Origin of the sequence: Dickeya sp. ws52, from assembly GCF_007210685.1 — a bacterium.
Taxonomy (GTDB): domain Bacteria; phylum Pseudomonadota; class Gammaproteobacteria; order Enterobacterales; family Enterobacteriaceae; genus Dickeya; species Dickeya chrysanthemi.
Genome location: NZ_SZVX01000003.1, coordinates 271817 through 298179, shown reverse-complemented (window position 1 = coordinate 298179; position 26363 = coordinate 271817). Strand labels below are relative to the sequence as shown.

21 protein-coding genes, 1 tRNA gene and 2 pseudogenes are annotated in these 26363 nt (G+C 51.9%); 11 read left to right on the top strand and 13 right to left on the bottom strand.

What is annotated here, in order from left to right; all coding sequences use genetic code 11:
* Positions 1-52 precede the first annotated feature (52 nt).
* From FDP13_RS04825 to FDP13_RS04815, 3 genes are all read left to right on the top strand, one after another.
* The gene (locus FDP13_RS04825; RefSeq protein WP_370512549.1) at positions 53-1201 is read left to right on the top strand and encodes an arabinogalactan endo-beta-1,4-galactanase; all 1149 of its coding nucleotides are present in this window, start codon (positions 53-55) and stop codon (positions 1199-1201) included.
* Between the two features lie 135 nt (positions 1202-1336).
* Positions 1337-3394 carry a beta-galactosidase gene (locus FDP13_RS04820; RefSeq protein WP_143838846.1) on the top strand — a complete coding sequence of 686 codons (2058 nt, stop codon included), beginning with the start codon at positions 1337-1339 and terminating at the stop codon, positions 3392-3394.
* Positions 3395-3489: 95 nt separating this feature from the next.
* Positions 3490-3804 carry a glucose PTS transporter subunit EIIB gene (locus FDP13_RS04815; protein ID WP_143838845.1) on the top strand — a complete coding sequence of 105 codons (315 nt, stop codon included), beginning with the start codon at positions 3490-3492 and terminating at the stop codon, positions 3802-3804.
* A 165-nt stretch (positions 3805-3969) separates the two neighbouring features.
* Here FDP13_RS04815 and FDP13_RS04810 read toward each other — a convergent pair whose 3' ends face one another.
* The gene (locus FDP13_RS04810; protein WP_033575365.1) at positions 3970-5241 is read right to left on the bottom strand and encodes a maltoporin; all 1272 of its coding nucleotides are present in this window, start codon (positions 5239-5241) and stop codon (positions 3970-3972) included.
* Between the two features lie 268 nt (positions 5242-5509).
* Between FDP13_RS04810 and FDP13_RS04805 the strand changes: the two genes are divergently transcribed.
* A complete protein-coding gene (locus tag FDP13_RS04805; protein ID WP_033575366.1) occupies positions 5510-6583 on the top strand; it encodes a LacI family DNA-binding transcriptional regulator in 1074 nt (357 codons plus the stop codon).
* Positions 6584-6764: 181 nt separating this feature from the next.
* Here FDP13_RS04805 and FDP13_RS04800 read toward each other — a convergent pair whose 3' ends face one another.
* The 4 genes from FDP13_RS04800 to FDP13_RS04785 all read right to left on the bottom strand — a co-directional run bounded on the left by FDP13_RS04800 (position 6765) and on the right by FDP13_RS04785 (position 10026).
* On the bottom strand, positions 6765-6953 hold the full coding sequence (locus FDP13_RS04800; protein ID WP_012769024.1) for a YjfB family protein: 189 nt from the start codon (positions 6951-6953) through the stop codon (positions 6765-6767).
* A 257-nt stretch (positions 6954-7210) separates the two neighbouring features.
* Positions 7211-8332 carry a cupin domain-containing protein gene (locus FDP13_RS04795; protein WP_033575367.1) on the bottom strand — a complete coding sequence of 374 codons (1122 nt, stop codon included), beginning with the start codon at positions 8330-8332 and terminating at the stop codon, positions 7211-7213.
* Between the two features lie 229 nt (positions 8333-8561).
* On the bottom strand, positions 8562-8891 hold the full coding sequence (locus FDP13_RS04790; protein WP_027711431.1) for a metalloregulator ArsR/SmtB family transcription factor: 330 nt from the start codon (positions 8889-8891) through the stop codon (positions 8562-8564).
* 211 nt (positions 8892-9102) lie between these two features.
* The gene (locus FDP13_RS04785; RefSeq protein WP_199886300.1) at positions 9103-10026 is read right to left on the bottom strand and encodes a LysR family transcriptional regulator; all 924 of its coding nucleotides are present in this window, start codon (positions 10024-10026) and stop codon (positions 9103-9105) included.
* Positions 10027-10413: 387 nt separating this feature from the next.
* Here FDP13_RS04785 and FDP13_RS04780 point away from each other — a divergent pair, with 387 nt between their 5' ends.
* Both FDP13_RS04780 and FDP13_RS04775 read left to right on the top strand, forming a co-directional pair.
* A complete protein-coding gene (locus FDP13_RS04780) occupies positions 10414-10926 on the top strand; it encodes a nuclear transport factor 2 family protein (RefSeq protein ID WP_033575369.1) in 513 nt (170 codons plus the stop codon).
* Positions 10927-10983: 57 nt separating this feature from the next.
* Positions 10984-12171 (top strand): aldo/keto reductase, encoded by a 1188-nt coding sequence (locus tag FDP13_RS04775; protein WP_033575370.1) that lies wholly within the window; start codon positions 10984-10986, stop codon positions 12169-12171.
* A gap of 61 nt (positions 12172-12232) precedes the next feature.
* Here the strand turns inward: FDP13_RS04775 and FDP13_RS04770 are convergent, their stop codons facing one another.
* A complete protein-coding gene (locus FDP13_RS04770) occupies positions 12233-13672 on the bottom strand; it encodes a sensor domain-containing diguanylate cyclase (protein WP_033575371.1) in 1440 nt (479 codons plus the stop codon).
* 1037 nt (positions 13673-14709) lie between these two features.
* Between FDP13_RS04770 and FDP13_RS04765 the strand changes: the two genes are divergently transcribed.
* The gene (locus FDP13_RS04765; RefSeq protein WP_143838841.1) at positions 14710-15918 is read left to right on the top strand and encodes a S9 family peptidase; all 1209 of its coding nucleotides are present in this window, start codon (positions 14710-14712) and stop codon (positions 15916-15918) included.
* A 650-nt stretch (positions 15919-16568) separates the two neighbouring features.
* On the opposite strand, the gene FDP13_RS04760 is transcribed toward FDP13_RS04765, so the two are convergent.
* From FDP13_RS04760 to FDP13_RS04740, 4 genes and pseudogenes are all read right to left on the bottom strand, one after another.
* Positions 16569-17525 carry a nucleotidyl transferase AbiEii/AbiGii toxin family protein gene (locus FDP13_RS04760; protein WP_143838839.1) on the bottom strand — a complete coding sequence of 319 codons (957 nt, stop codon included), beginning with the start codon at positions 17523-17525 and terminating at the stop codon, positions 16569-16571.
* Positions 17518-17913: a DUF6088 family protein gene (locus FDP13_RS04755; protein ID WP_033575374.1), complete on the bottom strand. Its 396-nt coding sequence runs from the start codon at positions 17911-17913 to the stop codon at positions 17518-17520. Before FDP13_RS04755 ends, FDP13_RS04760 begins: the two co-directional genes overlap by 8 nt.
* A 247-nt stretch (positions 17914-18160) precedes the next feature.
* Positions 18161-18268: pseudogene (locus FDP13_RS21765) on the bottom strand (VapC toxin family PIN domain ribonuclease); the annotation flags it as partial.
* Positions 18269-18321: 53 nt separating this feature from the next.
* Positions 18322-18655, bottom strand: a pseudogene (locus tag FDP13_RS04740) (DUF4942 domain-containing protein); the annotation flags it as partial.
* Between the two features lie 56 nt (positions 18656-18711).
* Between FDP13_RS04740 and FDP13_RS04735 the strand changes: the two are divergent.
* The gene (locus FDP13_RS04735) at positions 18712-19056 is read left to right on the top strand and encodes a tail fiber domain-containing protein (protein WP_033575375.1); all 345 of its coding nucleotides are present in this window, start codon (positions 18712-18714) and stop codon (positions 19054-19056) included.
* Between the two features lie 75 nt (positions 19057-19131).
* On the opposite strand, the gene FDP13_RS04730 is transcribed toward FDP13_RS04735, so the two are convergent.
* A tRNA-Arg gene (locus tag FDP13_RS04730) sits at positions 19132-19208 on the bottom strand.
* Positions 19209-19537: 329 nt separating this feature from the next.
* Here FDP13_RS04730 and FDP13_RS04725 point away from each other — a divergent pair.
* On the top strand, positions 19538-21982 hold the full coding sequence (locus tag FDP13_RS04725; protein ID WP_143838837.1) for a DUF3772 domain-containing protein: 2445 nt from the start codon (positions 19538-19540) through the stop codon (positions 21980-21982).
* Positions 21983-22071: 89 nt separating this feature from the next.
* On the opposite strand, the gene FDP13_RS04720 is transcribed toward FDP13_RS04725, so the two are convergent.
* Positions 22072-22932 carry a D-amino-acid transaminase gene (locus FDP13_RS04720; RefSeq protein WP_027711469.1) on the bottom strand — a complete coding sequence of 287 codons (861 nt, stop codon included), beginning with the start codon at positions 22930-22932 and terminating at the stop codon, positions 22072-22074.
* Positions 22933-23386: 454 nt separating this feature from the next.
* On the opposite strand from FDP13_RS04720, the gene alaC reads away from it, so the two are divergent.
* Together alaC and outS are read left to right on the top strand one after the other, a co-directional pair.
* Positions 23387-24610: an alanine transaminase gene (gene alaC / locus FDP13_RS04715; RefSeq protein WP_143838835.1), complete on the top strand. Its 1224-nt coding sequence runs from the start codon at positions 23387-23389 to the stop codon at positions 24608-24610.
* Between the two features lie 154 nt (positions 24611-24764).
* Entirely contained in the window at positions 24765-25166 is a 402-nt protein-coding gene (gene outS, locus FDP13_RS04710; protein ID WP_012769036.1) for a GspS family T2SS pilot lipoprotein variant OutS, read from the top strand.
* A 34-nt stretch (positions 25167-25200) separates the two neighbouring features.
* Here outS and gspB read toward each other — a convergent pair whose 3' ends face one another.
* Positions 25201-25830, bottom strand: a complete 630-nt coding sequence (gspB, locus tag FDP13_RS04705) for a type II secretion system assembly factor GspB (protein ID WP_143838833.1) — start codon at positions 25828-25830, stop codon at positions 25201-25203.
* Positions 25831-26363: the final 533 nt, after the last annotated feature.

Below are 26363 nucleotides of genomic sequence, written 5' to 3'. Positions count from 1 at the left end.
CATGAAAAAGATGATACCCGCCTTACTGGCTGTTTCCCTGTCGCTGGGCGCGATGCCGCTCATGGCGGCGGAGTCCGTCGTGATTAAACCGCTGCGCAACGCCCCGTCCGATTTTATCAAGGGTGCGGATATTTCCACGTTGCTGGAAGTGGAGCGCCAGGGCAGCGTGTTTTATGACGAAAACCACGTGCGCGTCGACCCGGTCGCGCTGCTGAAAAAGAACGGCGTCAACTATATCCGGCTGCGTTTGTGGGTTGACCCGCACGATGCCGCCGGGCGTCCTTACGGCGGCGGTGATAACGATCTGGCGACGACGCTGGCGCTGGCTAAACGCGTCAAAGCGGCAGGCATGAAGCTACTGCTGGATTTCCACTACAGCGACTTCTGGACCGACCCCGGTAAGCAGTTCAAGCCAAAAGCCTGGGCTAACCTGTCCTACGATCAACTGAAAATCGCCATTCATGACTATACCCGCGACACCATCGCACGTTTTAAGAAGGAGGGGGTGCTGCCGGATATGGTGCAGATCGGCAATGAGACCAACGGCGGTATGTTGTGGCCGGAAGGCAAAAGTTGGGGGCAGGGCGGCGGCGAGTTCGACCGGCTGGCCGGCCTGCTGAACGCGGCGATCGCCGGCTTGCGTGAAAACCTCAGTTCACCGGGGCAGGTGAAAATCATGCTGCATCTGGCGGAAGGCACCAAGAACGACACCTTCCGCTGGTGGTTTGATGAAATCACCAAACGCGGCGTGCCGTTCGATGTGATTGGCCTGTCGATGTACACCTATTGGGATGGTCCGATCAGCAAGCTGAAAGCCAACATGGACGATATCAGCCAACGCTACAATAAGGACGTTATCGTGGTTGAGGCCGCCTACGGCTACACCCCGGCTAACTGCGACAACGCCGAAAACAGCTTCGGCGAAAAAGAAGCGGCGGCAGGCGGTTATCCGGCTACCGTGCAAGGGCAGGCCGACTTCGTTCGCGACCTGATGCAAAGCGTGATTGATGTGCCGAAAAAACGCGGTAAAGGGGTGTTTTATTGGGAGCCAACCTGGATAACGCCGCCGGGAAATACCTGGGCCACCGAAGCCGGCATGAATTATATCAACGACCACTGGAAATTAGGCAACGCCCGTGAAAATCAGGCGCTATTTAATTGCCAGGGGGAGGTATTACCCTCAATAAAAGTCTTTAAATAAATACCCGTCATATTTCACGTGCAGGTGTGTTGGTGGTCTCGGATGTATTGTCGGGGAGTGATGGCTTTACCGCCTGCCTGCATCTCAAAATAGCGCAACGATGCTGTTTGCCTATTCAGTATTAAGGATTGTTTTATGAAACGATTTTCGCCGTTGAATCCGAAGGTCGAAGGATTATTACATGGCGCTGATTATAATCCGGAGCAATGGGAGAATTACCCCGGCATTATTGATGACGATATCGCCATGATGAAACAGGTGAAATGTAATGTCATGTCAGTGGGGATTTTCAGTTGGGCTAAACTGGAGCCGCAGGAAGGGGTATATCGGTTCGACTGGCTGGATGAGGTGATTGATAAATTATATCAGCAGGGGATTTCGGTGTTTCTGGCGACGCCCAGCGGCGCGCGTCCGGCCTGGATGTCGCAACGTTATCCGGACGTGCTGCGCGTTGGGCGCGACCGGGTGGCGGCGCTGCACGGCGGCCGCCATAATCACTGCCTGTCATCGCCGGTTTACCGGGATAAGGTTCAAAAGATCAATACGTTGTTGGCTGAGCGCTACGGGCACCACCCGGCGGTCATCGGCTGGCATATTTCCAATGAATACAGCGGCGAGTGCCATTGCGAGCGCTGTCAGCAGGCATTCCGCACCTGGCTTAAAGCGCGTTACCAGACGCTGGATAACCTCAATCACGCCTGGTGGAGCGATTTCTGGAGCCACACCTACAGCGACTGGTCGCAGATTGAATCGCCGGCGCCGCAGGGTGAAGTATCCATTCACGGGCTGAATCTTGACTGGCGGCGTTTTAATACCGCACAGGCAACCGACTTCTGCGCACAGGAAATCGCGCCGTTGAAGCGGGTAAACCCGGCCATTCCGGCAACCACGAACTTCATGGAGTATTTCTACGATTACGATTACTGGCAACTGTCGCAGGTTCTGGATTTTATTTCCTGGGACAGCTACCCGATGTGGCATCGCGACAAGGACGACGCCACGCTAGCCTGTTATATCGCCATGTTCCATGACCTGATGCGCTCGCTTAAGCAGGGCAAGCCGTTTGTGTTGATGGAATCCACCCCCAGCGTCACCAACTGGCAGCCGCTCAGCAAGCTCAAAAAACCGGGTATGCATATTCTCTCCTCGCTACAGGCGGTGGCGCACGGTGCGGATGCGGTGCAGTATTTCCAGTGGCGTAAGAGTCGCGGTTCGGTGGAGAAATTCCACGGCGCGGTGGTGGATCATGTCGGCCATATCGACACCCGAGTCGGCCGGGAGGTGGCGCAGCTCGGCCAGATATTGTCGCAACTGAGTGCGGTGGCGGGCAGCCGGGTGGAAGCGCAGGTGGCTATCTTGTTTGACTGGGAAAGCCGCTGGGCGATGGATGATGCGCAAGGGCCGCGCAATGCCGGGCTGGAGTACGAAAAAACGGTGGCGGAGCATTATCGCCCGTTCTGGGAGCAGGGAGTTGCGGTTGATGTTATCAACGCCGATGGTGATTTCAGCGGTTATCGGTTGCTGATTGCGCCGATGCTGTACATGGTACGGCCGGGCTTTGCCGAACGCGTCGAACAGTTTGTGCGGCAGGGTGGGCAGGTGGTGGTGACCTACTGGAGCGGCATCGTTAACGATAGCGATCTGTGTTATCAGGGCGGATTTCCCGGCCCGTTGCGCCCACTGTTGGGGATCTGGTCGGAAGAGATAGACTGTCTGGCCGACGGCGAATATAACCGGGTGCTGGGGCTGGCGGACAATGACATCGGGCTTAAGGGGCCGTATCAGGCGCGTCATCTGTGCGAGTTGATCCACCTTGAAGGCGCAACGGCACTCGCCAGTTACTGCGACGATTTTTACGCCGGCCGGCCGGCGGTAACGGTGAATCGCGTCGGCGACGGAAAAGCCTGGTACGTGACCTCGCGTAACGACCTGGCATTCCAGCGCGATTTCTTTGCCGCCATCATCAGCGAGCTGGCTTTGCCGCGAGCGCTGGATATCCCGCTGCCGCCGGCGGTGACGGCGCATCGCCGTACCAACGGCGACGAAGAGTTTATCTTCATCGAAAACTACAGTGCGGTGCCGCAACCCATTCGGTTGCCTGCCGGGTATAGCGATATGCTGACCGGGTTACCGCTGGCGGATGTCGTGCTTTCCGCCTGGGATTGCCGGGTAATTCGTCGCCGTCTGGTCTGACGGCGTTCAGCCTGCGCCCAGCGCCGATAACGGCATGGGCGCTTTCTCTCAGGCGATGACTTGCCGCCTACGATGTGCCTTCAAGGAGTGTGACTATGGTCAATCTGCGTTCTTTTATGCGTTATTTTTCTCATTCCAAACCTACGACCGAATTAAGCGACGACGACAAACAGCAGATTCAGCGTCTGCTGCGGTGTTTTGGCGGGCAGGATAATATCGAACAGGTCGATGCCTGTATTACCCGGTTGCGTGTGACGGTAAAAAATCTGAAGCACATCGATTCACAAGGATTACAACAGGAAGGCGCGCTGGGCGTGATTATTCTTGGGCAGCAGGTTCATGCCATATTCGGTAAACAGTCGGATACGTTACGCCAATTATTAGAGGACCATTTTTCTCAGTTGAAATAATCGGCTGTAAATAAAAATGGGGTAATAAATACGAAACAAACATATGAATAAATAAAAAAGAGGATAACCCGGCGGTTATCCTCAAAAAAACAACAGCGTCAATAACTCAGATAATAATGATGAAAACAACCTCCGGAGAACAGGGTATTCCGTATATCGCGTCGATCACCACCAGGCTTCAACCTGTACGCCAACGTTCCAGGTGTTATTCGCCGTACCGTCTTTGAACGGTTTGCCATCCTGACTGTCATTCAGATAAGAGGTGTAGAGCCGCAATTCCGGGCGTGACATAAAGGCCGGTCCTGCCGCCAGCGCCAGTGCCAGGGTGTATTTCTCACCGCTTTGTTTAAATGAGGTGCCGTTCTTGAAGTTGTCTTTCTGGGTAAACGCACCCACTTCGCCAATGCCGCGCACATAATCGGTAAACTGGTATTGCAGGCGCCCGACCAGCGACAGCAGTCGGGTGGTATCGGTGGCTTCATTGATGTGGTTAGCTGAACCCCAGGTCAACACGTGGTTAAACGACAACCGGTCGGTGAGTGGAATCAGGCCGGTGTTGATGGCGCGGTAACCGGTGGCGCTGTTAACCTGGTTCCACATGTCATACCAGCCGCCGCCTTGCGACACCATGTTTTGCGCCAGCCCTTTGTCGGCGTACTGCAACACCACTTTGTTGTAGCCGCCCAGCATCTCCTGACTGATTTCGCCGGTCAGCATCACGCCGTTGTCCGCGTCATACAATCCGCCGAAGTCTCGCTGTTTTTTGGTGGTATTGGGCATGGCATAGTCGATACCGAATTCGGTCCAGGCCCCTTTCCAGGGCTTCAGCCCGGCATAGCGGATATCGGCATAGTTGATGTTGACGTTACTGTTGCCGTTGATGCGGTCGTCAACCGCGTTGGCATCGCCGCGCAGCCAGGCGACGGACAGCGCGCCGGGGCCGAGGGTATAGTTTTCAATCCCGGCGCCGGAGCCGGAGATATTCCAGTATTTGGTATCGATAATATGCAGATCGTGACGCTGATAGTAGCGTTTCCCGCCCCAGATCACCGCGTTAGGATCGCCGGGGACCAGCCCTTTAATTTGCAGATTCAACTGACGCAGGCCGAACTGGGCATCATCGCCGATGGTGGTTTCGTTATCGTTGGAGCCATCCGATACCATGCTGACCATGCTGTCGACATAGAAACTGACATCGTTCTTCTTGTACACCTCCGAACCCAGTTCCACTTCGCCGTAGGTATCATTTTCGTTACCCAGGCGGCCGACTTTGTTTTTCTGCCATTGTGACATGCCGCCATCATTGGATACTCCCACACCACCACGCAGGTAGCCGTGAAAATCGATGGGGACGCTGGTGGCCTCTGCTGCCAGCAATGCCGGCGAGATCAACATGGCGGTCAGTGCGGTAGAGACGGTAAGGAGTTTGGTGTTCATGATGGCCTCTTGTTGTTATGTATTACGTTCACATTTAAATATGAATAAAATGCCTAAGCGTAAAGCTGAGCAACGATTTCGTTGTTTTATTGTGATTTAATGCAAATAAATCATTTTGTTTTGTAATGATTGGTGATGTATGTCACGAGTTTTTTGTTATGTGAACGTAATACTTTTATGGGATTTGGTTTGAATGGCATTCAGGACATGGTTTTTTCGCCGGGGCTGCTGTTACAATCCCGGTAAAACCACGACGGGAAACCCGACCATGAAGTCGAAAAGCGCTACGTTAGAGGATGTTGCCCGCCATGCGGGCGTTTCTTATCAGACGGTATCGCGGGTGCTGAATAAATCTGCGAATGTCTCCGAATCCACACGCCGCAAGGTAGAACAGTCCATCGAGTTGCTGCGTTACGTGCCCAACCGGCTGGCTCAGCAGCTGGTGGGTAAACAGAGTATGACGGTGGGGCTGGTGACGACATCACTGGCACTACATGCGCCTTCACAGGTGGCGGCGGCGGTTAAAAGATACGCAAACATCGAGGGTTATCAGGTGCTGATCTCCATGATTGATGAGAACGTCAATCATGGTATTCAGAATTCTATCAATGAACTCAAGTCACAGCGGGTTGAGAAGGTTATCATCAATGTGCCGCTGGAGACGGAAGAGGCAGAGCGTATCGCCGCCGACAATGACGATATTTTGTGCCTGTTTTTGGATGTTGACCCCTATAGCTCGGTGTTTAATGTATCTTTTAATCCGGCGGATGGTACTCGCGCCAGTGTGAAGTATCTGTATGAGCTGGGGCACCGCGACTTTGCATTACTGGCGGGGCCGACTGGGTCGGTTTCGGCCCGGCTCAGGCTGAAAAACTGGCTGGAAACGCTGGACGGGTACGGTCTAACGCCGGTAACGGTTACCCACGGCAACTGGGATGCGCAAAGCGGTTATGCCGGCGCACTGCAGATGCTGCGCGAAACGCCGCAGTTCAGTGCGGTACTGGTCGCTAACGATCAGATGGCGCTCGGGGTATTGAGTGCTTTTCATCAAAACCAGTTGACCATTCCCGGCCAGAAATCGGTGATTGGGTATGACGGTACTTATGAAAGCTCGTTTTTCCACCCGGCGTTGACCACCGTCTCGCTGGATCTCGACCTGCAAGGCAAGGAAGCGGTTAACCGTTTGCTGAATGCCGGCGACAGCGACGCCCAACGATCGTCGTCGATTCTGCCTGCCAAACTGGTGGTCCGTAACTCCACCGGCCCGCGTATTGATGAACAGCGCGACTTGCAGCAAATCGCCGAAGAGCTGCGATTGATTGCACATCGATTGAGCCGGTAAGGACATCACGGAGGCGACGGCGGAGAAGGGATCTGACGGCGTCAGAAGAGACAATGGCAAGGATGGCCGATGTCATCGGCAACACATCACCACGTTAAAAAACCCGGCGAGTGACTCACTGGCCGGGTTGGCGACGTTTATCTGACACCAGCGAGCGTACCGTAGCGTGGAACTGAAAGTATTACGCGGTGGTGTTGATGTTGCGACCGATTGCCGGATTAGCAGGCAACGCCGGGATAGACTGAATAAGGCTGGTTACGGCGTCTTTCTGGTTATCCAGCGATTTTTTCAGAACAGCAGTCCCGACTTCGCTGCTCAGTTGCATGTTATTAAGACCCGCAGAAAGAGATGCAATCTGTGAAACATCCATCTTGAGTATCCTATGTTTGGGCTGGAAGGGGGGTGATACGGCAGAGAAAACACCCTGCCTACCGGGGTGATGTCCATCAAGATGATATCCATCAGCCTACCGATAGCCGGCCACATGTTGCGCCGGCATCTTTACGATATCGGTTTTTTTTGCTCAAACTTTAGACTAGCAGACCGGCCGTATGACTGCCGTTCCTTTCATCACACTATTTTATCGGTAAACACTATTTTATCGGCGAACACGATTCTTTCGGCGAATTAGTCGTTGAAGAACCAATAGCCCTGATTAATCAACCCGGTTAATTCTGCAATGAAAGCCGGATTAGACAGCGCATCGCCCAGTTCCTGTTTACCGAGGGTAGTGTAACGGCACAGCGCATCGGCAGCGTCTGGAGCGACGGTTTCCAGTCTTTCGCTGTTAATAAAGAAACTATCACCGATATGCAATACACGCAGCCCGTTCAGGCGAGTCAGCACTTCGCCGGCCTGTAGGGCGTCGGCAACTTCCTCCGGCGCGTAGGGCGGTTCTGCCGGCGCGATATCCAACTCATGGCGCGGTGTGGTCACAAAGCGCCCGAACCACTGCCTGAAATCTTCCGGCTGATTGAGCATCTCAATCATCATCGCGCGCAGACGGTCAAGCTCATAATCTTCCACCCGGCCCGGATGTTCGCGGCAGGTTAAATCCGGGTCGCTGTAGTGCTCGCCGCCGAGATCGTTTTCCAGCGCGTAGTCCGCAAAACTGCTGATCAAGTCCCGGCCGTTGGGGCCGCGGAAGCCAACCGAGTAGTTGAGTGCGGTTTCGAAGGTCAGGCCGTCGTGCGGGAAACCGGGCGGAATATATAAAATGTCGCCCGGTTCAAGTTCTTCATCGATGATCGGTGTGAACGGATCGACGTGCAGCAGCGCCGGATGCGGGCAGAACTGGCGCATCGGCAGCTTATCGCCGACACGCCAACGGCGGCGGCCCATCCCCTGAATAATAAACACGTCGTATTGGTCGATATGCGGACCTACGCCGCCGCCCGGCACCGAAAAGGAGATCATCAAATCGTCTAAACGCCAGTCCGGCAGCACGCGAAACGGACGCACCAGCTCGGCAGACGGTACATGCCAATGGTTAACGGCCTGAGCCAACAGGGACCAGTCGGTTTCCCCTAAGTGATCAAACTGTTCAAACGGCCCGTTCCATGCCTGCCATTCGCCATTCACATGGCTGACGATGCGGCTATCCACCTCCGGCTCCATCGCCAGACCCGCCAGTTCATCCGGCGTAATCGGATCGACAAAATTCGGGAAGGCATTCTTTAAGACAACCGGTTGTTTCTGCCAGTATTTTTCTAAAAAATCAGGCCAGTTAAGATTTAGCTGATAAGCCATACATTCACACCCGTGAGAAGACAAACGGGCTTGATTATAAAGAGGCTAATACCCAGACCGCCTTGTCATTGGTCAAGGTCGTGTGTTGCGTGTGTCATCAGGCCGTCGGCGCATTAATGTGCGGCGAGGGTCAGTGCTGGCGGCAGTGTGACGTATAGGGGCCTTCAGACTGATGGGGCGCGGGGCTTTCCCGGCCCATCCGCGCGCCTGGTATACCCGGCTTGGCGGCTTACTCTTCCTCAGGATGCGGGCAGTACAAGGTATACAGTGTGTTCAGGAGTGAAAGCACTCGTTCATCTTCAATGCGATAAAAAATCTGTTTGCCTTCCCGCCGGGTGGCGACCAGATTGAGCCGTCGCATCACCCCTAATTGTTGTGACAGTGTCGGCTGGTGTATTCCCAGTCGTTCTTCCAACTGAGTGACACAGGCTTCTCCCTGCGTGAGCTGGCACATCAGCAGCAGGCGATCATCATTGGCGAGCCCGCGTAGCACATCTGCCGCAGCCTGAGCCGCCTTTCTCATATCGTCGGGTAATTCCTGAGTGCGGGGTTGTGACATACTAGAACCTATCGTATTAATTTATATACCCGTCCTATTTCAAGTTGCAGGAGCGCTGGCTTTCCTGCAATTCGAATTATTTAGGGTATATATGATGTTATGTCATTTCAATGTCGGCCCAACTTTTTAGGTTGATAAAACCATACAACAGTTGGCCGCTGCCGTACCGGAGCGTGGTGTACCGCATCCCAGCATCACCTCGCCAGCCGAATTAGTCAGGGAATATATCCGCCGGGAGCGAAAGGTCGAGATGACTGAGGATCTCGACCAGCGTATCAAACACCACACGCACTCTGGCAGGAACCGGGCCCGGTTGCGGCCGATAAACATGCAGAGGCCAGGGCGCCGGCATATCGTCATTGAGCAAGGCGACAAGCTGCCCGCTGCGCAAGTACGGGGTAGCGATGATCCCTGATAACTGCCCGATACCGGCTCCAGACAAAACGGCGGCGCATTCCGCTTCAAGATCATCAACGACGATAACGGGCCGAGGTGGCGACAGAAGACGGCCCTGGCTGAATAACCACGGCCAGGTACGCCCGGTACGACGATCCAGTAACGCCGTCGTGGGTAATTTTTCAAGCTCGTCGACACGTTTCGGCGTACCGACGCGGGCAAGTAACTCGGGCGTCGCGGCCACATAAAACGGCACTTTCTTTACCACTTTGGCGATCCAGCGATTATCGCGCACCGGGCCCATGCGTATACCGATGTCAATCTGTTGATTGACGGTATCCGCCCACTCTTCCGACAGCCGCAAATCAAGAGACAAGCCAGGGAAATCCGCCAGCCGCTGACTCAATCTTGCCATGACGAGACCACGTATAATGAAGGGCGGGGCCGTCATCCGTACTACGCCTGTATATTCAGACAATTGACGGCGATTAGTGCGTTGAAATAGCCCATCGACGTTTGCCACCGCGTACTGAGCGTTGTTGGCAAATCTTTCGCCGAAACTGGTCAACTGCACCCCGCGGGTGTTGCGGTGGAACAGTACTTCTCCCAGTTCCTCCTCCAGAGATTGAATGCCCCGGGTGATCACCTGTGCGGATACCCCCAATTGTTTGGCCGCATCACGAAAATTGCGGCTTGCCGCGGCTGTCGTGAATATGCGCAACATTTCCAGACGGTTCACGATGACTTCCCCTCGAACGTCAGAGTTAGAGCCTATTCCAATAGGCCATTATTCCATAATTGGGAATAATAAAATCCAATTATATTGATTTACGGAATGGCTACAAGATCGTCACAATTGGCCGCGCAACCCAGGGAAACATTCTCTTTTATTTAACCATACAGATAAAACCGGTGAATGCTGATGACCGACCTCCCGACGGCATAATTAATCGGTGAATTGACTGCCGATAGTCGAGTTTTTATGGCTCGACGCCAGGTGTTACGGCGGCGATGCCGGAGACTATAACGACAGCTTGATGCTAACAATTTGATAAAAATATATTTTTCCAGATATTCAGCTGATGCCGCTATCGAACGCCTTCTCCATCCATTAAGGGACGAATTCATGATAAAAGCTGTGCTGTTAACTGCTTCATTACTTACCGGTCTGATATCCGCTGGCGTACAAGCGCAGACGCCAATGCAAATTGCCGGCAACCCGGACGCGTTATTCACCAGCCCGGACCCGCAACTGAATGCGAATAAACACGTGGTTTACCGCATTATTCGGGACTTACTTGAAGCAGGGCAGTGGGACAAGGCCGATGAGCTGCTCTCCGACGACTACGTGCAACATAACCCGAACGCACAGAGCGGGCGTGCAGCCGTTGTGGATTATTTCACCAACGTGCTGAAGGTCAAACCTCGCCCGATTCCTGCACGACTCAATATGAAAATCATTGCCGTCATCGCCGAAGGTGATTTAGTGACGGTGCTTTATCCCCGGACGGTCAGCGACCCTAAAGCGCCCGGCGGCTTTTATATGACAACCTGGTACGACACATGGCGGATTAATGGCGGCAAGGCGGTTGAACACTGGGATCCTGCATTATTGGGTGAGTCACCGGATTTACGTTAAGCAAGGCCGATTGATTGGAATGTTTCGCTGTTAATACAATGTGAAGAGGTATCAAAGATGGAACGTAGAGAGTTTCTGAAATTCGCTGCCGGAAGCGCTGCGCTTGTCGCAACAGGCTCGGTGCTGGCCCAGTCGGGTAAAGTGGGTGAAGCCATTGCGAGCTTTATACCTGAAAACGTACAGGGAACGGTGCTGCCTACACGTGGAAAAATAGCCAGAACATTATTACCGCTGAATGAGGTGGCGGCGCCGGGTATCCGCTACCGGACGCCTTTCCGTTTTGGGATGGGGGGAACGCAAATCGGTAATATTTTTGCGCCTATCAGCGATGCACAGGCACAAGCGACGTTGCAGGCCGCCTGGGATGGCGGCGTTCGTTACTATGATACGTCGCCTTTCTATGGTCATGGCCTTTCGGAACACCGACTGGGCGCATTTCTGCGTGATAAACCACGGGATCAGTACCTTATTTCGACCAAAGTGGGGCGGGTATTTCACCCGAGCCGGCAACCCTTGCCGGCATCGCTGTGGGCGGACAAACTCAACTTTGCCTATGACTACGATTATACCGCGGCAGGTGCCAGACGATCCGTCGAAGATAGCCTCCAGCGCCTGGGCCTGGCCAGTATTGACATCGTCTATATTCACGATTTAGGGCCTGATAACACCGAGCTTTCCGTCCCCTGGACTACGTTCTTTGAGACGGCGCGTTATGGCGCGATGGCGGAACTGGAGAAGATGCGTAAGGAAGGATTGATAAAAGCCTGGGGCTTTGGCATCAATCGCCCCGATGCCGCCGTGATGGCGGCGGCGCTCGATGGCCCGACGCCGGATATTGTGCTGTTAGCCTGTCAGTACAGCCTCATCGACCATGAAGACACCGTGACGAAAACCTTTCCGGCGCTGGCCAAAAAAGGCATCACGGTCACGGTGGGCACACCGCTCAATGATGGTTTCCTGGGGGGGCGAAATCGCTATCATTTCAGTACGCAACTGCCGCCAGGCGTGGTTGAGAAACGAGCGCGTCTGGCCACGATTGCTGACCGGCATGGCATTGATATCCGAACCGCCGCCCTTCAATTCGCCGCGGCCCCTTCGATTGTTTCGGCGATCATTCCCGGTGCCCGCACGCCTGAACAGGTGAAAGCGAATATACAATCGATGAAAGTCAGTATCCCGCGGGCATTCTGGGATGAACTTCGCGAGCAGAAGTTAATTACCGCAGATGCGCCTGTCCCCACTTAAGGGATGTTTTCAGCCAGCCCGAAAGTCACCTTCCCGGAATCTTGCGGGCTGGATTCTGCATTTATTCAGCGATGACCGCTTGGTCGCGCCCCTGACGTTTAGCCTGATACAGTGCGTTATCGGCGCGTTGCACCAGGTGGTCGATACTTTCACCCGGGTGAGATTCCGCTATGCCGCAACTGATCGTCAGGTTAATGACTTGATGCTGGTGTGACACCAGCGCAAAGCGGATGGCCCGGCGTATCTTCTCGGCAATAAAATGAGCCTGAGAACGTGAGCAATCCGCCAGCAGCAGTACGAACTCTTCACCCCCCCAGCGGCAGGCGGAGTCTGTTTTGCGAATCGTCCGCTGTATCAATCGCGCGGTGCGCACTAATACCCGGTCGCCGACGTGATGCCCGTACTGATCGTTGATTTTTTTAAAATAATCCAGATCAATCAGAATGATGGAAAAGGTGCGGTGTTGCGTTGATTGCTTTATCCGCAGGGTACGAAAAACGTATTCAAATGCCTGCCGGTTCATCAGGCCGGTTAGTTTATCGGTGGTCGCCATCAGCTCAAGCCGCCGCTGGTAGGCACCTATCGTCAGCCAGATCAACAACAGCATGGCGACGCTGACGGTGATGCTGATACCGGTATTCTTCAGCAAGGTGGACCACAACTGCCGGTCGTGCGGCGTGCTGTTTTGTTCAACCATCAGCTTCCAGCCGAACTCCGGGATGATACGGGTATTCAAAAAGATGTTTTCGTTATTTAACGCGTACTGATAGTTGCCGCCCGGCGACGTCAGAATTTGGGTAGCCAGCGGTTGTAACCCCGGCTGTTGGTGAATATTGAGCGCACGATGAAAATTCTTGCTGTGCAGCATGACGTCGCCGTTTTCATCGATAAGGTAGATGGTGCGGTTGTAGCGTTGCTCATACGTTTCAATCAACTGAGTGACCCGTTGTACTGGCAGGCCGACGCCGGTGACGCCGAGGAATTGGCCGTCATAGTCGAGGACCTTGTAATTAATGAAAATATCCATCCGGGTGCGCTTCTCCGGATCAACGCCGATTTCAATGTCGTAAGGCTCGTTATCCTGTGCATTCTTGATATCGAAAAACCATTGATCATCTGGGGATTGTTCGGAAAGCGTGTGAGTGACTTTTTCCGGATCGTAATAACGCCGGGTATTATTGGAGACGAAAAAGGAAACCACGGTGTTAAAACGTCGGTCGATTTCCCGCAGGTAGCGGATCATCGCCTGCGGGTCCGTCTCATTGGACAACACCCAATCTTTTACGAAGGTGTCGTGCGCCATCAACGACGAAATGAAAATGGGATTCAACAGATCACGCTGAATTTCGGAATAGACATTATCGCTGGTCAGCGGCAACGAGCTTTCTGAAATCTCATCGAACAGCGAGTGACGGGCAACCTGATAACTGCTCCAACTGATCACGAAAAATGCGCTCAGCAACATGCAGGAAAACAGGATAGCGGCCCGTTTTTTGTTCATCCAATAGCTCTGGGAAGTCTGAGAAAAGGGCAACACGGCATCCTCTGGCGGCTGCCTGCCGACATGTCGCCGGAAGGCATTGATGCAAAATGCCGACATGTTAATGAAGTTAGCCCATAACGCCAATCACTGTATGCTTTCCATCATGTTTTCTGAGCTATTCGGCTTTATTCCTAATTCCGATATTTCATCCTTCAGTTGTGTAAGCGCACAGCCTTGCTGTGGGTTTCATTTGGGGAGGCGCCTTTCTTGAACCACTTCGTTCCCGACGAATTTGTCTCTCTCTTGCCGCGTGACAAGGCTCAATGAGCCTTACCCTGACGGGCCAACGCGTTACGTTGTTCAAAACGCAACATGTTTTGCCCTGCAACTCGAATTATTTTGGGTATATGATTTAAAGTATGATGGATATGTGACGTTTATATGACGGACATGGTCTGGATATTCATTCAGCATTAATGTGATTACCTTTTAATATTATTGCTTAACAAAGATAACACTTGGAAATAATGAATGTGATGATATTTATTCGGCGTTATGTTCAGATATTTTCGATGATGTTGTTTCTGGTGAGATTATTAAAGGTGAAGGTTGAGGAGAAGTTAATTGATAATAAAATGCATCACAGATAGCAATTTTAGTACGGTTTATAGCCAAAATAATTCGAGTTGCAGGACAACACGCTCGCGTGTTGAACAACGCAAATTGGCCCTTTCAGGCAAGGCTCACTGAGCTTTTAACGCTGCGTGCGGCGGCCCGAAGGGCGAGGTCCATTGATGGGCCGAGTCACACTGCCAACACACCCGTAACGTGAAGTATGACGGGTATATTTTATGTTTTCGATTGTGGTCATTATTATTCACTGCGCCTCTTTAAATTCTGAATAATCAGAATGGCGAATATAGGGGTATCTTCGTTAATGTAAGCTGTATCGAATTAATTAATAAGTTTCGTTATACCAAAAGTCGTATTTAGCCAGAGTTAATCTATTTTTGAATATCTGTATACTACACATTCACGATTAAGGGTTTTCGCCGATGCAACAGATCGTCATGGCCTGTCTCAGAATAATATCGCTATCTTTCGCTTTTATTGTTTTCACCGCTTCGGCAAATGTCGCGCCAACGGTTACGGATGTTTCACCCGGCAGTCAGCAACAACTTGCCGGCCTGATAAGGGAACCCCTTTCATTGCAGGTGATGCTGGCTGACGGCCAACCTGCAACGTTGGATGCGTTTGTTACCCGTCCCATCGCTGCCGGCCGATTGCCCATCGTGCTGATAACAAATGGCAGTGCGTTCTCCCAGGAATATGATCGTATGACTGCGGCACCCAACGAGTTTTCGTCCGCTGCTATTGCGTTTGCACGACACGGTTACGCGGCTGTCGCCGTTCTCCGTCAAGGATATGGGCAATCAAGCGGGCCGGCAGAGTATGACGGGAGCTCCTGCAATGAACCCCGGCACATGCGAGCTGGGGCCATAGATAAAAATAATATCATGGCGGCGCTTGAAGCTATCCGCCGTCAACCCTGGGCATCAGAAAACAAGGCAATCCTTGCGGGAATGTCTTCCGGAGGTTTCGCTGTTGTGGCGACCGGTGCGGTGAATCCGACGGGGGTACAGGCCATTATTAATTTTGATGGGGGAAGAGGTGCGATTGATGGGAAATCGTTTTGTGATAAAGCCGGATTAATCAAGGCATTCGAATTGTACGGGCAGACGGCACGTATCCCTACACTCTGGCTTTACACCCAGAATGACAATGCGTTTCCCCCGGCCATAGCCAGAGAGATGCTGGATGCTTATCAGCGCAGTGGTGGTCACGCAACATTCGTTCTAATGCCTGCTTTCAGAAATAACGGGCACACATTTATGGAAGAAGCGCCGGAGGGTTTTTGGTGGACGCAAGTCGCTGAGTTTCTGGAGCAGCAGCATCTTCCGTTTAAAGAAATTGCCGCGCTTCCCGAAACGCATCTGCCATATCCAGCCCATCTGAATGTGGCTGGGCGGGAAGGTTTTAATCATTACGAAGCCAGTCAGCGTTACGAAAAAGCCTTTGCGACTGACCCAAACGGTAACTGGGGAACGGTATACGGTGTGCGAACTGCACAGGAAGCGGCGAAACTGGCACTTGAGTACTGCCGGAAAGAGCAACGCCCTGGCACCACTACCGGGTGCGCCGTATATGCCATCAATAATCACGTTGTTGCCGGAATGCCCGCTGGGGAAACTGAGCACGAATAAATGGAGTGCCCCTGAGCCCGTAGACACATCAGCCCTATAGTTTGAGCAATAGGATGCGTCTATGGGCACACCACGTTTTAACCCTGAATTTAAGTTCTGTAGATCACTGTGTAAGCGCGGCTATGCCGTTGCTACTTCATGTGGGTTGATGTCGGTAGCGTTCGATGAAATGGAAAACGAGGATTTAAGGCTAATACTCTGATTTTAAGGCATAAAAAAAGACGTTGGTTCCCTACAGGATTCGAATTGGCTATTCACTACATTGAATTTAAATGAATAAATCGTGTTCGATAAATTTTATACCAACATTTATACCAACATGCTGTTTTGTATAGCATCTGAAGTGTTATGGGGTGAGGTGAAGGGCATCAGCGCTCATCTCTGTTTTGCGTGTCTGGTCATTCTGGTTCTTGCCTGACATCAGGCGTTGTCATTAGGGTATCGAACTCGCTATCCCAACTTTCCTGAACCTGAATTGGCCATTTGGTGCTTCGGGATATGAGGTGGATAAACCTGGGTATTCGATAATCCTGTGCATGATTGACCTCCAGACCGTCGATGGGACTTTGGTCTTGATTTTTCATATATTAGGCTCTGCTGTTGTGCCAACAGCGGAGTCAATCGAACAAAAACAGAGAGAATATCAATAGTTAGCGATATGATTTCAGTACACTTAATACGGTTTGGCGAAAACAGGAATAGGCTTCTTCCCATGAAACGCGGATTTCACCAAACACCATTGGCGCTAAGAATTGTTGATAGCGCATTTTATAAACAGGATTACTTGCCAGCTCTTCCAGCCCTTTTTTGAGTTCCTCAACAGGCGATTCGCAGAACTCAGGATACTGATTACCGTAACGTGCAATATCTTGCTCAATACATTCCTGAATAAAATGGGTTAAAGCGACAACATTAACGCCTTTCTCTCTGACAATACAAAAATTGTCGTAGATATGGCGCACCAGTGATTCATCCTCCGTTCGTTCCAAATCACGCATACTTGCAGCTGTTCTTCGCATCATCGAGATAAGCTTTTCAGCCTGCGTACTGACGATAGTGGCACACGGAAAAGCTCGAACCATTTCCCCTTTTTTCGTGACATCAGTTACCAATGAGCAAATATCACGCGTTTCTGGTGATTCAAGCAAGTCTGTTTCCATTAACTCCAGTTTAATAAATGGCCGCAGGCAAGGGATTTGTGAATACATTTGCGGATAACGCACGGGAACTTCATTGTAACGATATTCATCGCGAGTGACTCTGGGATAGTCATCGTCAAAACTAAAAACCCTGGAAGCAACGATCGATTCGGTAATCGTTCGGATGATATCTTTACGTATATTCTTACGCTGACTTCTTGAGCTTTGTTGCAAAAAATTAGCAGTAGGAACCAGCTTAATATCTACATCTTCTGACATCCGGTTTAACGATATTCCTGCTTTTGATAACGCTGTACCTCCGGCAAAAACCAGTTGATGCGTATCAAAAGTCAGATGCTGAAGCAGGCGTAATAATTCAACGATGTAATAATCTTTCTCCACTATAGAGACAGACTCAATTCCAAGTGCATCAGCAACGTCAGGAAATAATGCTGTTAACTCATCCATTTAACTTGCTATTCCCTACTGACAACACGCGCTTAAAACGTGGGGGTGTTTTGATTTCGATTGACGCCGGAACCTGAGTTGACTTGCCGCTATTGTAAGCGCTTGCTGTATCAGCCAGGCGATAGTTCACTTTCAGGCGCTCCAGCGCTTCGATCACCACCGCAGCAGAGCCGCCGGGAGAGGCGGGCATTAGCCTACCCGTAATCACATTTTTCCGCGCTTTGGTATAGACGCCATAACCAACTTTCAGCAGTTGGCCCTCTTTTACCAATTCACGCAGCGCCCTGCCAACTTGATCGTAGCCAGCAAGATCTTTGAAGTCGTCACGAGTGAAAACATAACGCTTCGAGCGTTTCAGCCGCGACTGAATACGAGCTTTTATGGTCATGTCACCCTCCTTTGAACATTTATTGAGCATAGCAAACATACGACATTTTTAATAGCAAAAATACGACTCATCATTTACCGTCAGCCTAAAAATGAGGGAGCATTCTTTGTGCTTCACAGGGAAAGAAATAAAAGGCAAAGAATTGATAATTAAGATAATAAAATCATTTTCATCCCTTTCTGGCTGAATTTTATAGGGTTAACCCAACCCGATTAGAGCCCTGTTTTGCGTAAAAACCTTATGCGGCCTATGGGTTCAGCCAGTTCTCCACACGCAGCCCCGGCACGCGCTCAAACTCACGAACATTGTTCGTCACCAGTATCAAGCCTGCCGAGCGCGTATGGCCTGCTTGCATTGGGTAACGCAACAGCTTTAGGGCGCCGTACGGCCTGGCTCCGGTTGCTTTTAAATATTGGCTTCGCTGATGGTCGGCAGGTCGCCCTCGTCCAGATTCTTATGCCACTGGCTGCGGGCTTGTGCGTCCATCAATGACAACATGCCAGATTTCAGCATCAGGTCACGCCAGATATGGCTGTCCAGTGTGCGGATAATGGCTGGCATCGCCTTGTCAGGCGTTTCTGTCAGCCAGCAATCGTCGCGATGCCCTGGTTTCAATGCCCCAGTCTTCAATGGTGCCGCCACCGATAGTCGCCGTTAGCGTTGAAATGGCCTGTAACTGGGTCAGGAGCTGTTCTATCTGTTGCCGCGCGGCATCACGTCTAGTGACGATATCGGCTACTGAGTTATATCAGTGCTGTAGGTTACGCCACATGGTTTTTTAGACACGATGGGACAGCCGTGGGGACGTCATGGATATCTACATCTGATAGCAGACTAAAAGACGACAAGAAAGAAATAACCGGCGCTATATCTAAAATCTTGTCGCTGACTGGAATGACATATGTCATTCAAAGCACCCGGCGCGCGGGCCTGATAGCTCAAGATGTGGAAGTGGTTTTGCCTGAAGCCGTTGTTAATGCCGGCACTGCAACTGCGATTGACGGCACGACTATAGAAGATTCGCTTGCACTTGACTATAACGGCGTCGTGGCTTTGTTAGTGAATGCAGTAAAAGAGCAGCAAGAAATAATCTATAGCTTGTCAGTCCGAGTATCAGCACTGGAGAATGTCAAATCATCGTGAATCGCAACGACACCCGTTAGAGCACCTGTATCAATTATGTATTTGGGGATTTTTTATTTAAGTGATTGATTTGTATGGTACGCCCTACAGGATTCGAACCTGTGACCTACGGCTTAGAAGGCCGTTGCTCTATCCAACTGAGCTAAGGGCGCCTTGACGGGACTTGGCGATGTGGGCTGGATTATACCGGGCATCACTGATGAGTCAATGAATTGGCGCGTGATTCAGAGCAGTCGGCGAATCCCTGAACAACTGTCGTATTATCTGTTGTTATTGATGCAAAGAGAATGCTCCCTGCTGGATGCGTATCGCAATCGGAACAGTTTCGGCGATATCTGTTTGAGTTTTACCTCCATTGCTGAGTAAGTTATTACCACTCGTCTGCAGGTAATTAATGCAGGCTCTGTTTTCATTCTACAGGTAACGGGTATTAAGGCGTGATTATGCCGGTTGCCGACAGTACCAGAGGCACATTCAGTGTATGCGTAAAGGGTTATTCAGGATTTGCAGTGGTATATTGCTGATGGCGTTATTGGCCTTCAGTTCGCTCAGTGTTGCGGCGACGGATTCCGCGCCGGATGTGCAGGGAGAAACGACGGAAAAAGTGAATGTGGATACCGAACTGGTGAAGTTGCAAAAGCAACTGGACGGTATCAAACAGCAGGTTTCCGGCGCGGGCACCGACGCCAAACTCAATGTACTCAATGATACGACGTTGGAGTTGGTTGCCAGCGCAGATAAGCTCGCCGGCGTTCTGGCGCCGATGCGTGCGCAATTACAGGCTCAACTGGACGTCTTGGGGCCTGCGCCGCAACCTCAAACGGCGGTGAATGAAACAGCGGAAGTTACCCGCAAACGGGCCTCGCTCAATCAACAAAAACAAAAGTTGGATGCCCAGTCCAGCCAGGTACAGGCGATTAAAACCGGCGCCGAAAACCTGTCGACGCAGATTCTGGCTTTGCGCCGTAATGTGCTGAAAAACCAACTGGCGCTTAATTCCGGCAGTATTCTCGGTAGCCGTTTTTGGTCGCCGATTATCAAGCCGCTGCAGGAAGATATCGAGCGGCTATCGGATCTGAAAGATGACCTGAGCGAGGCCTTCGCCGCCGCCTGGAAACCCGACTGGCGTTATGGTTCGGCATTTTTCCTGCTGCTGGCAGCGGCGCTGGGTACGGTGGGGCGAAAACTGCTGGAGAAGTATCTGGCGTTAGCCGGTATCCGCTTGTTGCCTGAAGGCCGATTGAGACGCAGCTTTTTGGCTATCGCCGTGGTGTTTTCCACAGTGTTGATGATGGGGATGGCGATCCTGTTGGTGGATTATGTCTTCACTCGCCATGGCGACGTAACCGACCGCGCCGAAGGATTCATCGAGGGGTTGGTCAGGTTGGTTGTCTTCTGTTCCATGATTTCCGGTATCGGGCGGGCTTTTCTCTCTAATCAACGTCCATCCTGGCGGTTACCGGCGATTGCGAATCCCGTGGCGCGAGCGATGGAGCCGTTTTCGGTGATTGCCACCAGCTTTATCGTTATTTTCGGCGTGATTGAGCAGGTTAATACCGTGAGCGGTCTTTCAGTCGGCGTGACGGTGGTGGGTAACGGATTGTCATCACTGTTTTTGGCGCTGACATCCGGGGCCATCGCCTTACGCAGTGATCAGATTCGTCGGCGTATTGTGGAAGCCGGCGAGGCGCCTGAGGCACGTTCAACGCTGGCGGGGTTGATTCATCTTGCTGTTCTGTTGACTACGCTGGCGGTATTGGTATCGCTGCTGGTGGGTTATATCTCGCTGGCACGTTTTCTGGTGTATGAGCTGGTGTGGGTAGGTATGGTGCTGTCCTTGCTGTATCTGGCGACGACCTTTGTTGAGGATGTGTGTGAAAGCCTGTTTTCACCGGCATTTGCCAGTGGTCGGCAGATTAAGCGAACGCTGAATCTTGATGATCGTCATCTGGATCAGGCTGCGACCATTTTGTCTGCCGGATTGAAAGTCCTGCTGATTTTGATGGCCGTCGTCGCCTTGCTGAACGGTACCTTCGGTTCCACCACACCGGTTGAGCTGGTGCAGAAAGTCGTGGAAATCTGGGGTGGGAAAGGACTTGAGTCCATCAGTATTGTGCCGGCCCATCTGGTCAACGCTGTGATTTTGCTGATTATCGGCATTTATAGCCTGCGAGTGTCCCGCCGCTGGCTGGAACACGATTTCTTCCCGAAAACGACCCTGGAAGCCGGTATCAAAGCGTCGTTGGTGACGCTGTATTCCAACATCGGCTACATCCTGATAATTCTGCTGACGCTGGCGACGCTAGGGATCGAATGGAACAAGCTGGCGTGGATTGTGAGCGCCCTGTCGGTAGGGATTGGTTTTGGTTTGCAGGAGATCGTGAAGAATTTTATTTCAGGGTTGATTCTGCTGACGGAGCGGCCGGTTAAAGTCGGCGATCTGGTCAACATCAGTGGTGTAGAAGGGGATATTCGGCGCATTAATGTGCGAGCCACGGAAATTCAACTGGGGGACCGATCTACCGTGATCGTACCTAATTCCCAGTTTATTTCGCAGAATGTACGCAATATCACCATGGGAAACCCTCAGGGGGTGGCAACGCTCTCGCTGACTTTCCCTTTGGATATTGATCCGGAAATGGTCAGACGCATTCTGTTGGATGCCTATGATGAACATGAAAAGATTCTGGAAAACCCGGCACCGTCGGTGATGTTCAGTCAACTGATGCCGAACGGTATGGTGCTCAGTGTGACGGGGCATGTCAGTAGCCCTCGCATGGTGGCGTCGGCCAAGAGTGATCTGTTGTTCGATATCATCAAACGGTTGAGAGCGAACAATATTCCTCTGGCGGTACCGCAGAAAATGGTACTGGAAAGCAGCGTAGATATTTCTGCGCTGCAAACAGAAGCGTTACCCAGACAGTAAAGCGCGGCTACCGGCAGAAAATATGTCGGTAGCTGCAGGAAACAGACCGGCTTTCCGTTTAGTAACAGCCGGTCTGTCTGGTGTGGGCGTTAGCGTGTCTGGGCGTGAGCCATCTCGATGTAAATGTCACGCAGGCGGCGGGTAACAGGCCCCGGCTTGCCGTCGCCCACCTGCCGGCCGTCGATTTTTACCACCGGCAAAACAAATGATGTGGCGGATGTGATGAATATCTCTCGTGCCTGCCAGGCTTCTTCCGGCGTGAATGGCCGTTCTTCTACCGTGATGTGCTGTTGTTCCGCCAGTGCCAGCAGTGACTGACGGGTGATGCCGTGCAGGATGTCGTGACTCAACGGACGAGTGACTACGGTATTGTCTTCCCGCACGATGTAACAGTTGCAGGATGTGCCTTCGGTGATGAAACCATTCTCGACTAACAGGGCATCGTCGGCCTGCTGGGCATGTGCATACTCTTTCGCCATACAAGCCGCTAATAAACTGACGGTTTTGATATCGCGGCGATGCCAGCGGATATCCGGACAGGTGACCACGGATAACCCTGTCTCCGCTTTAGGGTGAGCAATAATAGGGCGAGCCTGAGTAAACAGAACCAGCGTGGGTTTGACATCGGTCGATGGAAAGTAAAAATCGCGATCGCCGCCGTTGCCGCGGCTGAGCTGAAGGTAAATCGAACCTTCCCGCAACGCATTTCGCTCAATCAACTGCTGGTGGATGACTTTAAGCTCGTCGTTTGACACCGGCACCGATAGGGCAAGTTCGCGACAGGAACGCTGTAATCGCACCAGATGGGCGTCCAGATCGACCAGCCCGCCGTTAATGACGGATGTCACTTCGTACACGGCATCGGCAAACAGAAAACCGCGATCGAATACCGAAATAGTCGCCTGGGATTCCGGCAGATACTGACCATCAACATAAACCATACGCTGCATGACAACGCTCCTTAAACAATGTCGGGCAAAAAACCATGCTGCGACGCCGTATTGATGGGGCGTGGCGGCTTCAGGCATGGGGGAAATTCAGGAATCGGACGGGCAGTTCTGCCAGCAAGCAGCAGTTGTAGGCGTTGGGGGCAAAGATTGTCGCGCGTCGTAACCGCGCATAAAGATACTGATTTCCCCGGTTGGGTGAAAGGGCGTTGCAACAGTCTCTCACAGGAAAAAAATATTTCGTTGATATTGGCGACGGTGAGTTATCAAAAATTATTCCCCTGAACAGGTGATTTACTGCAAAAATCGGCGGATAAACCGCATTTGTACCGGTTAAAAAATAATTATCTGTCGCTATCGACAGCACCGATTAACTGGGATAGGGTGAATAACGACCCGTTTCGCGGGTCAGGCGTCGCTCGGACGGTCCGGGCGCTCACGTTATCCTGAGGATTCTATGGCTGAATTTAATTCTCCGCGCCGTTTTACGCGCATCGATCGTCTCCCGCCTTACGTTTTTAATATTACCGCTGAATTGAAAATGGCTGCTCGCCGTCGGGGCGAGGACATTATCGATTTCAGTATGGGCAATCCGGACGGCCCAACACCGCCGCATATTGTTGAGAAACTGTGCGCGGTAGCCCAACGCGAAGACACCCATGGTTATTCTACGTCTCGCGGTATCCCGCGATTACGCCGGGCGATTTCCCGCTGGTATGCCGAACGTTACCAGGTAGAGATTGACCCGGAAAGCGAAGCGATTGTCACCATCGGTTCTAAAGAGGGGTTGGCGCATTTAATGCTGGCGACGCTCGATCATGGCGATACAGTGCTGGTGCCGAATCCCAGTTATCCCATCCATATTTACGGAGCTGTGATTGCCGGCGCACAGGTGCGTTCAGTACCGTTAATCGATGGTATTGATTTCTTCAACGAACTGGAGCGGGCGATCCGCGAAAGCATTCCCAAGCCTAAGATGATGATTCTCGGCTTTCCGTCAAACCCAACGGCACAGTGTGTTGAACTGGATTTTTTTGAGCGGGTTGTGGCACTGGCTAAACGCTATGGGGTGCTGGTGGTGCACGATTTGGCCTATGCCGATATCGTCTATGATGGCTGGAAAGCACCGTCCATCATGCAGGTTCCTGGTGCCAAAGAGATTGCCGTAGAGTTCTTTACGCTGTCGAAAAGCTACAACATGGCGGGCTGGCGTATTGGTTTCATGGTGGGTAACCCTGAGCTGGTGAGTGCACTGGCGCGTATCAAGAGTTATCACGACTATGGCACGTTCACGCCGTTGCAGGTCGCGGCGATTGCCGCACTGGAAGGTGATCAGCAATGTGTGCGCGATATTGCCGAACAGTATCGCCAGCGCCGTAATGTGCTGGTAAAAGGTTTGCATGAAGCCGGCTGGATGGTGGATGAGCCTAAGGCGTCAATGTATGTGTGGGCGAAAATTCCTGATGCCTACGCACAGTTGGGGTCGCTGGAGTTTGCCAAACGTCTGCTGGCAGAAGCCAAAGTCTGCGTGTCGCCCGGTATCGGGTTCGGCGATTATGGCGATACGCATGTTCGTTTCGCGTTAATCGAAAACCAGGATCGTATTCGGCAGGCAGTGCGCGGAATCAAAGCCATGTTTCGGGCGGATGGCGTATTGCCAGGCAATAAAAAAGGCGCTTAAGCCGTAGTGCACAGTTGCAGAAATATTTTTCTGATGGTTTGATCACGCCGTCCTTTGTCGCCCCTTGTGGCGACAAAGGGATAATGGTTTGCTAAGCCAATGCCCATATCGGGTATCCCAGAGATGGAACTTAATCAATAAGACGAGTCGAGTCATGCATGTATCTTCGTTAAAAGTGGTGTTTTTCAGTGTTTGTTGTCTGAGTCTCGCGGCCTGTCAAGCCCCCGCACCGGTGAAAAACACCGCCTCCCGCAGTGCAACCAGCGTGTCGGTCAATGAGCAAATCAGTCAACTGGCATCATTGGTCGCCGCCAGTAAATATCTTCGCGTACAGTGTGAACGCAGTGACTTGCCGGATGACGGTACTATCCTGAAAACGGCGATGAGCGTAGCGGCGAAAAAAGGCTGGGATACCACCCGTTATCAATCTTTACCGCAACTGAGCGAGAACCTCTATCAAGGGTTGCTGAAAGACGGCACGCCGAAGGCAACGCAATGCTCGTCTTTCAACCGCAGCATGACGCCGTTCCTTGACGCCATGCGTACCGTCCGCTGAGGAAAAGGCAACTGCATGGCGTGCAGTTGCTGTGCTACTTCTTCGTTGTTCTGACGGTTTTCTCTGATTTGGACGGGGGCGGCGTACTGCCGTCATCGGCATCGCTTCCCGGTTTTCCGCCTGGCCAATCCTGTAATGAATCCAGAATGAACGGTTCGCCATCAAAGCTGAAGATCACCATATCCTGTTCAATTTGCTCGATTATCAGCCCCGGATACGGTGTATCGCCTTCCCGATAACGTTCTCCATTTAGCGTGACGCTGCGTTTATCCGGATCGGACGTATAGACATGTGCGCTGAAGGCGATGTAGGGCAGTTCGCCGAGATTGGCCGTTCGCCAGCCTACTGACGATTGCGGCGGTGCTTTTTCCTGTGTCGCCTCCGGCGGCTCTGTCGTGGCATGACGTTGTTCAACCGTAGCCTGAGGGGTGAGTGAGGCCGTGGCATCGACAGGTTTTTCGGGTGTTGTCGTTGCGGGTACGGCAGGCGGCGTCGGTAACGCCGCAACGGTTGCGACGGGAACGGAAGGCGAATGGATATCCATCCAGTGTTGATGGCCGAACCACCCCAGCGTAAACAGCAGCAGCGCGTAGACAACCAGCAAATAGCCGGGGATACGGTAACCCGTCTGGGAGGGGGATGTTACTTCCGGTGTATTTTTCACGTCTTACCTCAAAACGTTATGCAACCTGATGCTCTTCCTGAACATACCAGACCGACTTTAACTGGAGTGCAAAAGCCTTATTCTTCAGGGAATGAAAAGCAATAATCAACGCTTCATCCCATTTATGTGACCTAACAGCCATTTCGACAACATTCTATTACGCTGATCATTAATGCCGGTAAAAGTTTGAGGCTGGTCGCAAAAAAAAAACGGGAATATGTTTTAATGAAACGGTGTTTTACTATCCTATTGCTGCTGTTTCTGTTTGCCAGTACATAAAAGAATCAAAAGAGGCAGCGGGATAGAGTACAGGTAACAACAAATAACGTCAGGTGATTAAAACCTCACATATTTATGTTATTAATTCATTGACAGGGTGGTCAGTGCTTTTTATCCCGACATCGATAACCGGGTATCAAAATAAAGAAGCTCGCAATTCGGGATTGTTATAGGTAAAAAGCGGTACGTTATTTGCTGCGGCAGCGTTTTATTTTTGTGTAAGTCGGCAATAGCGGTCAGACAGGAAATGGGCA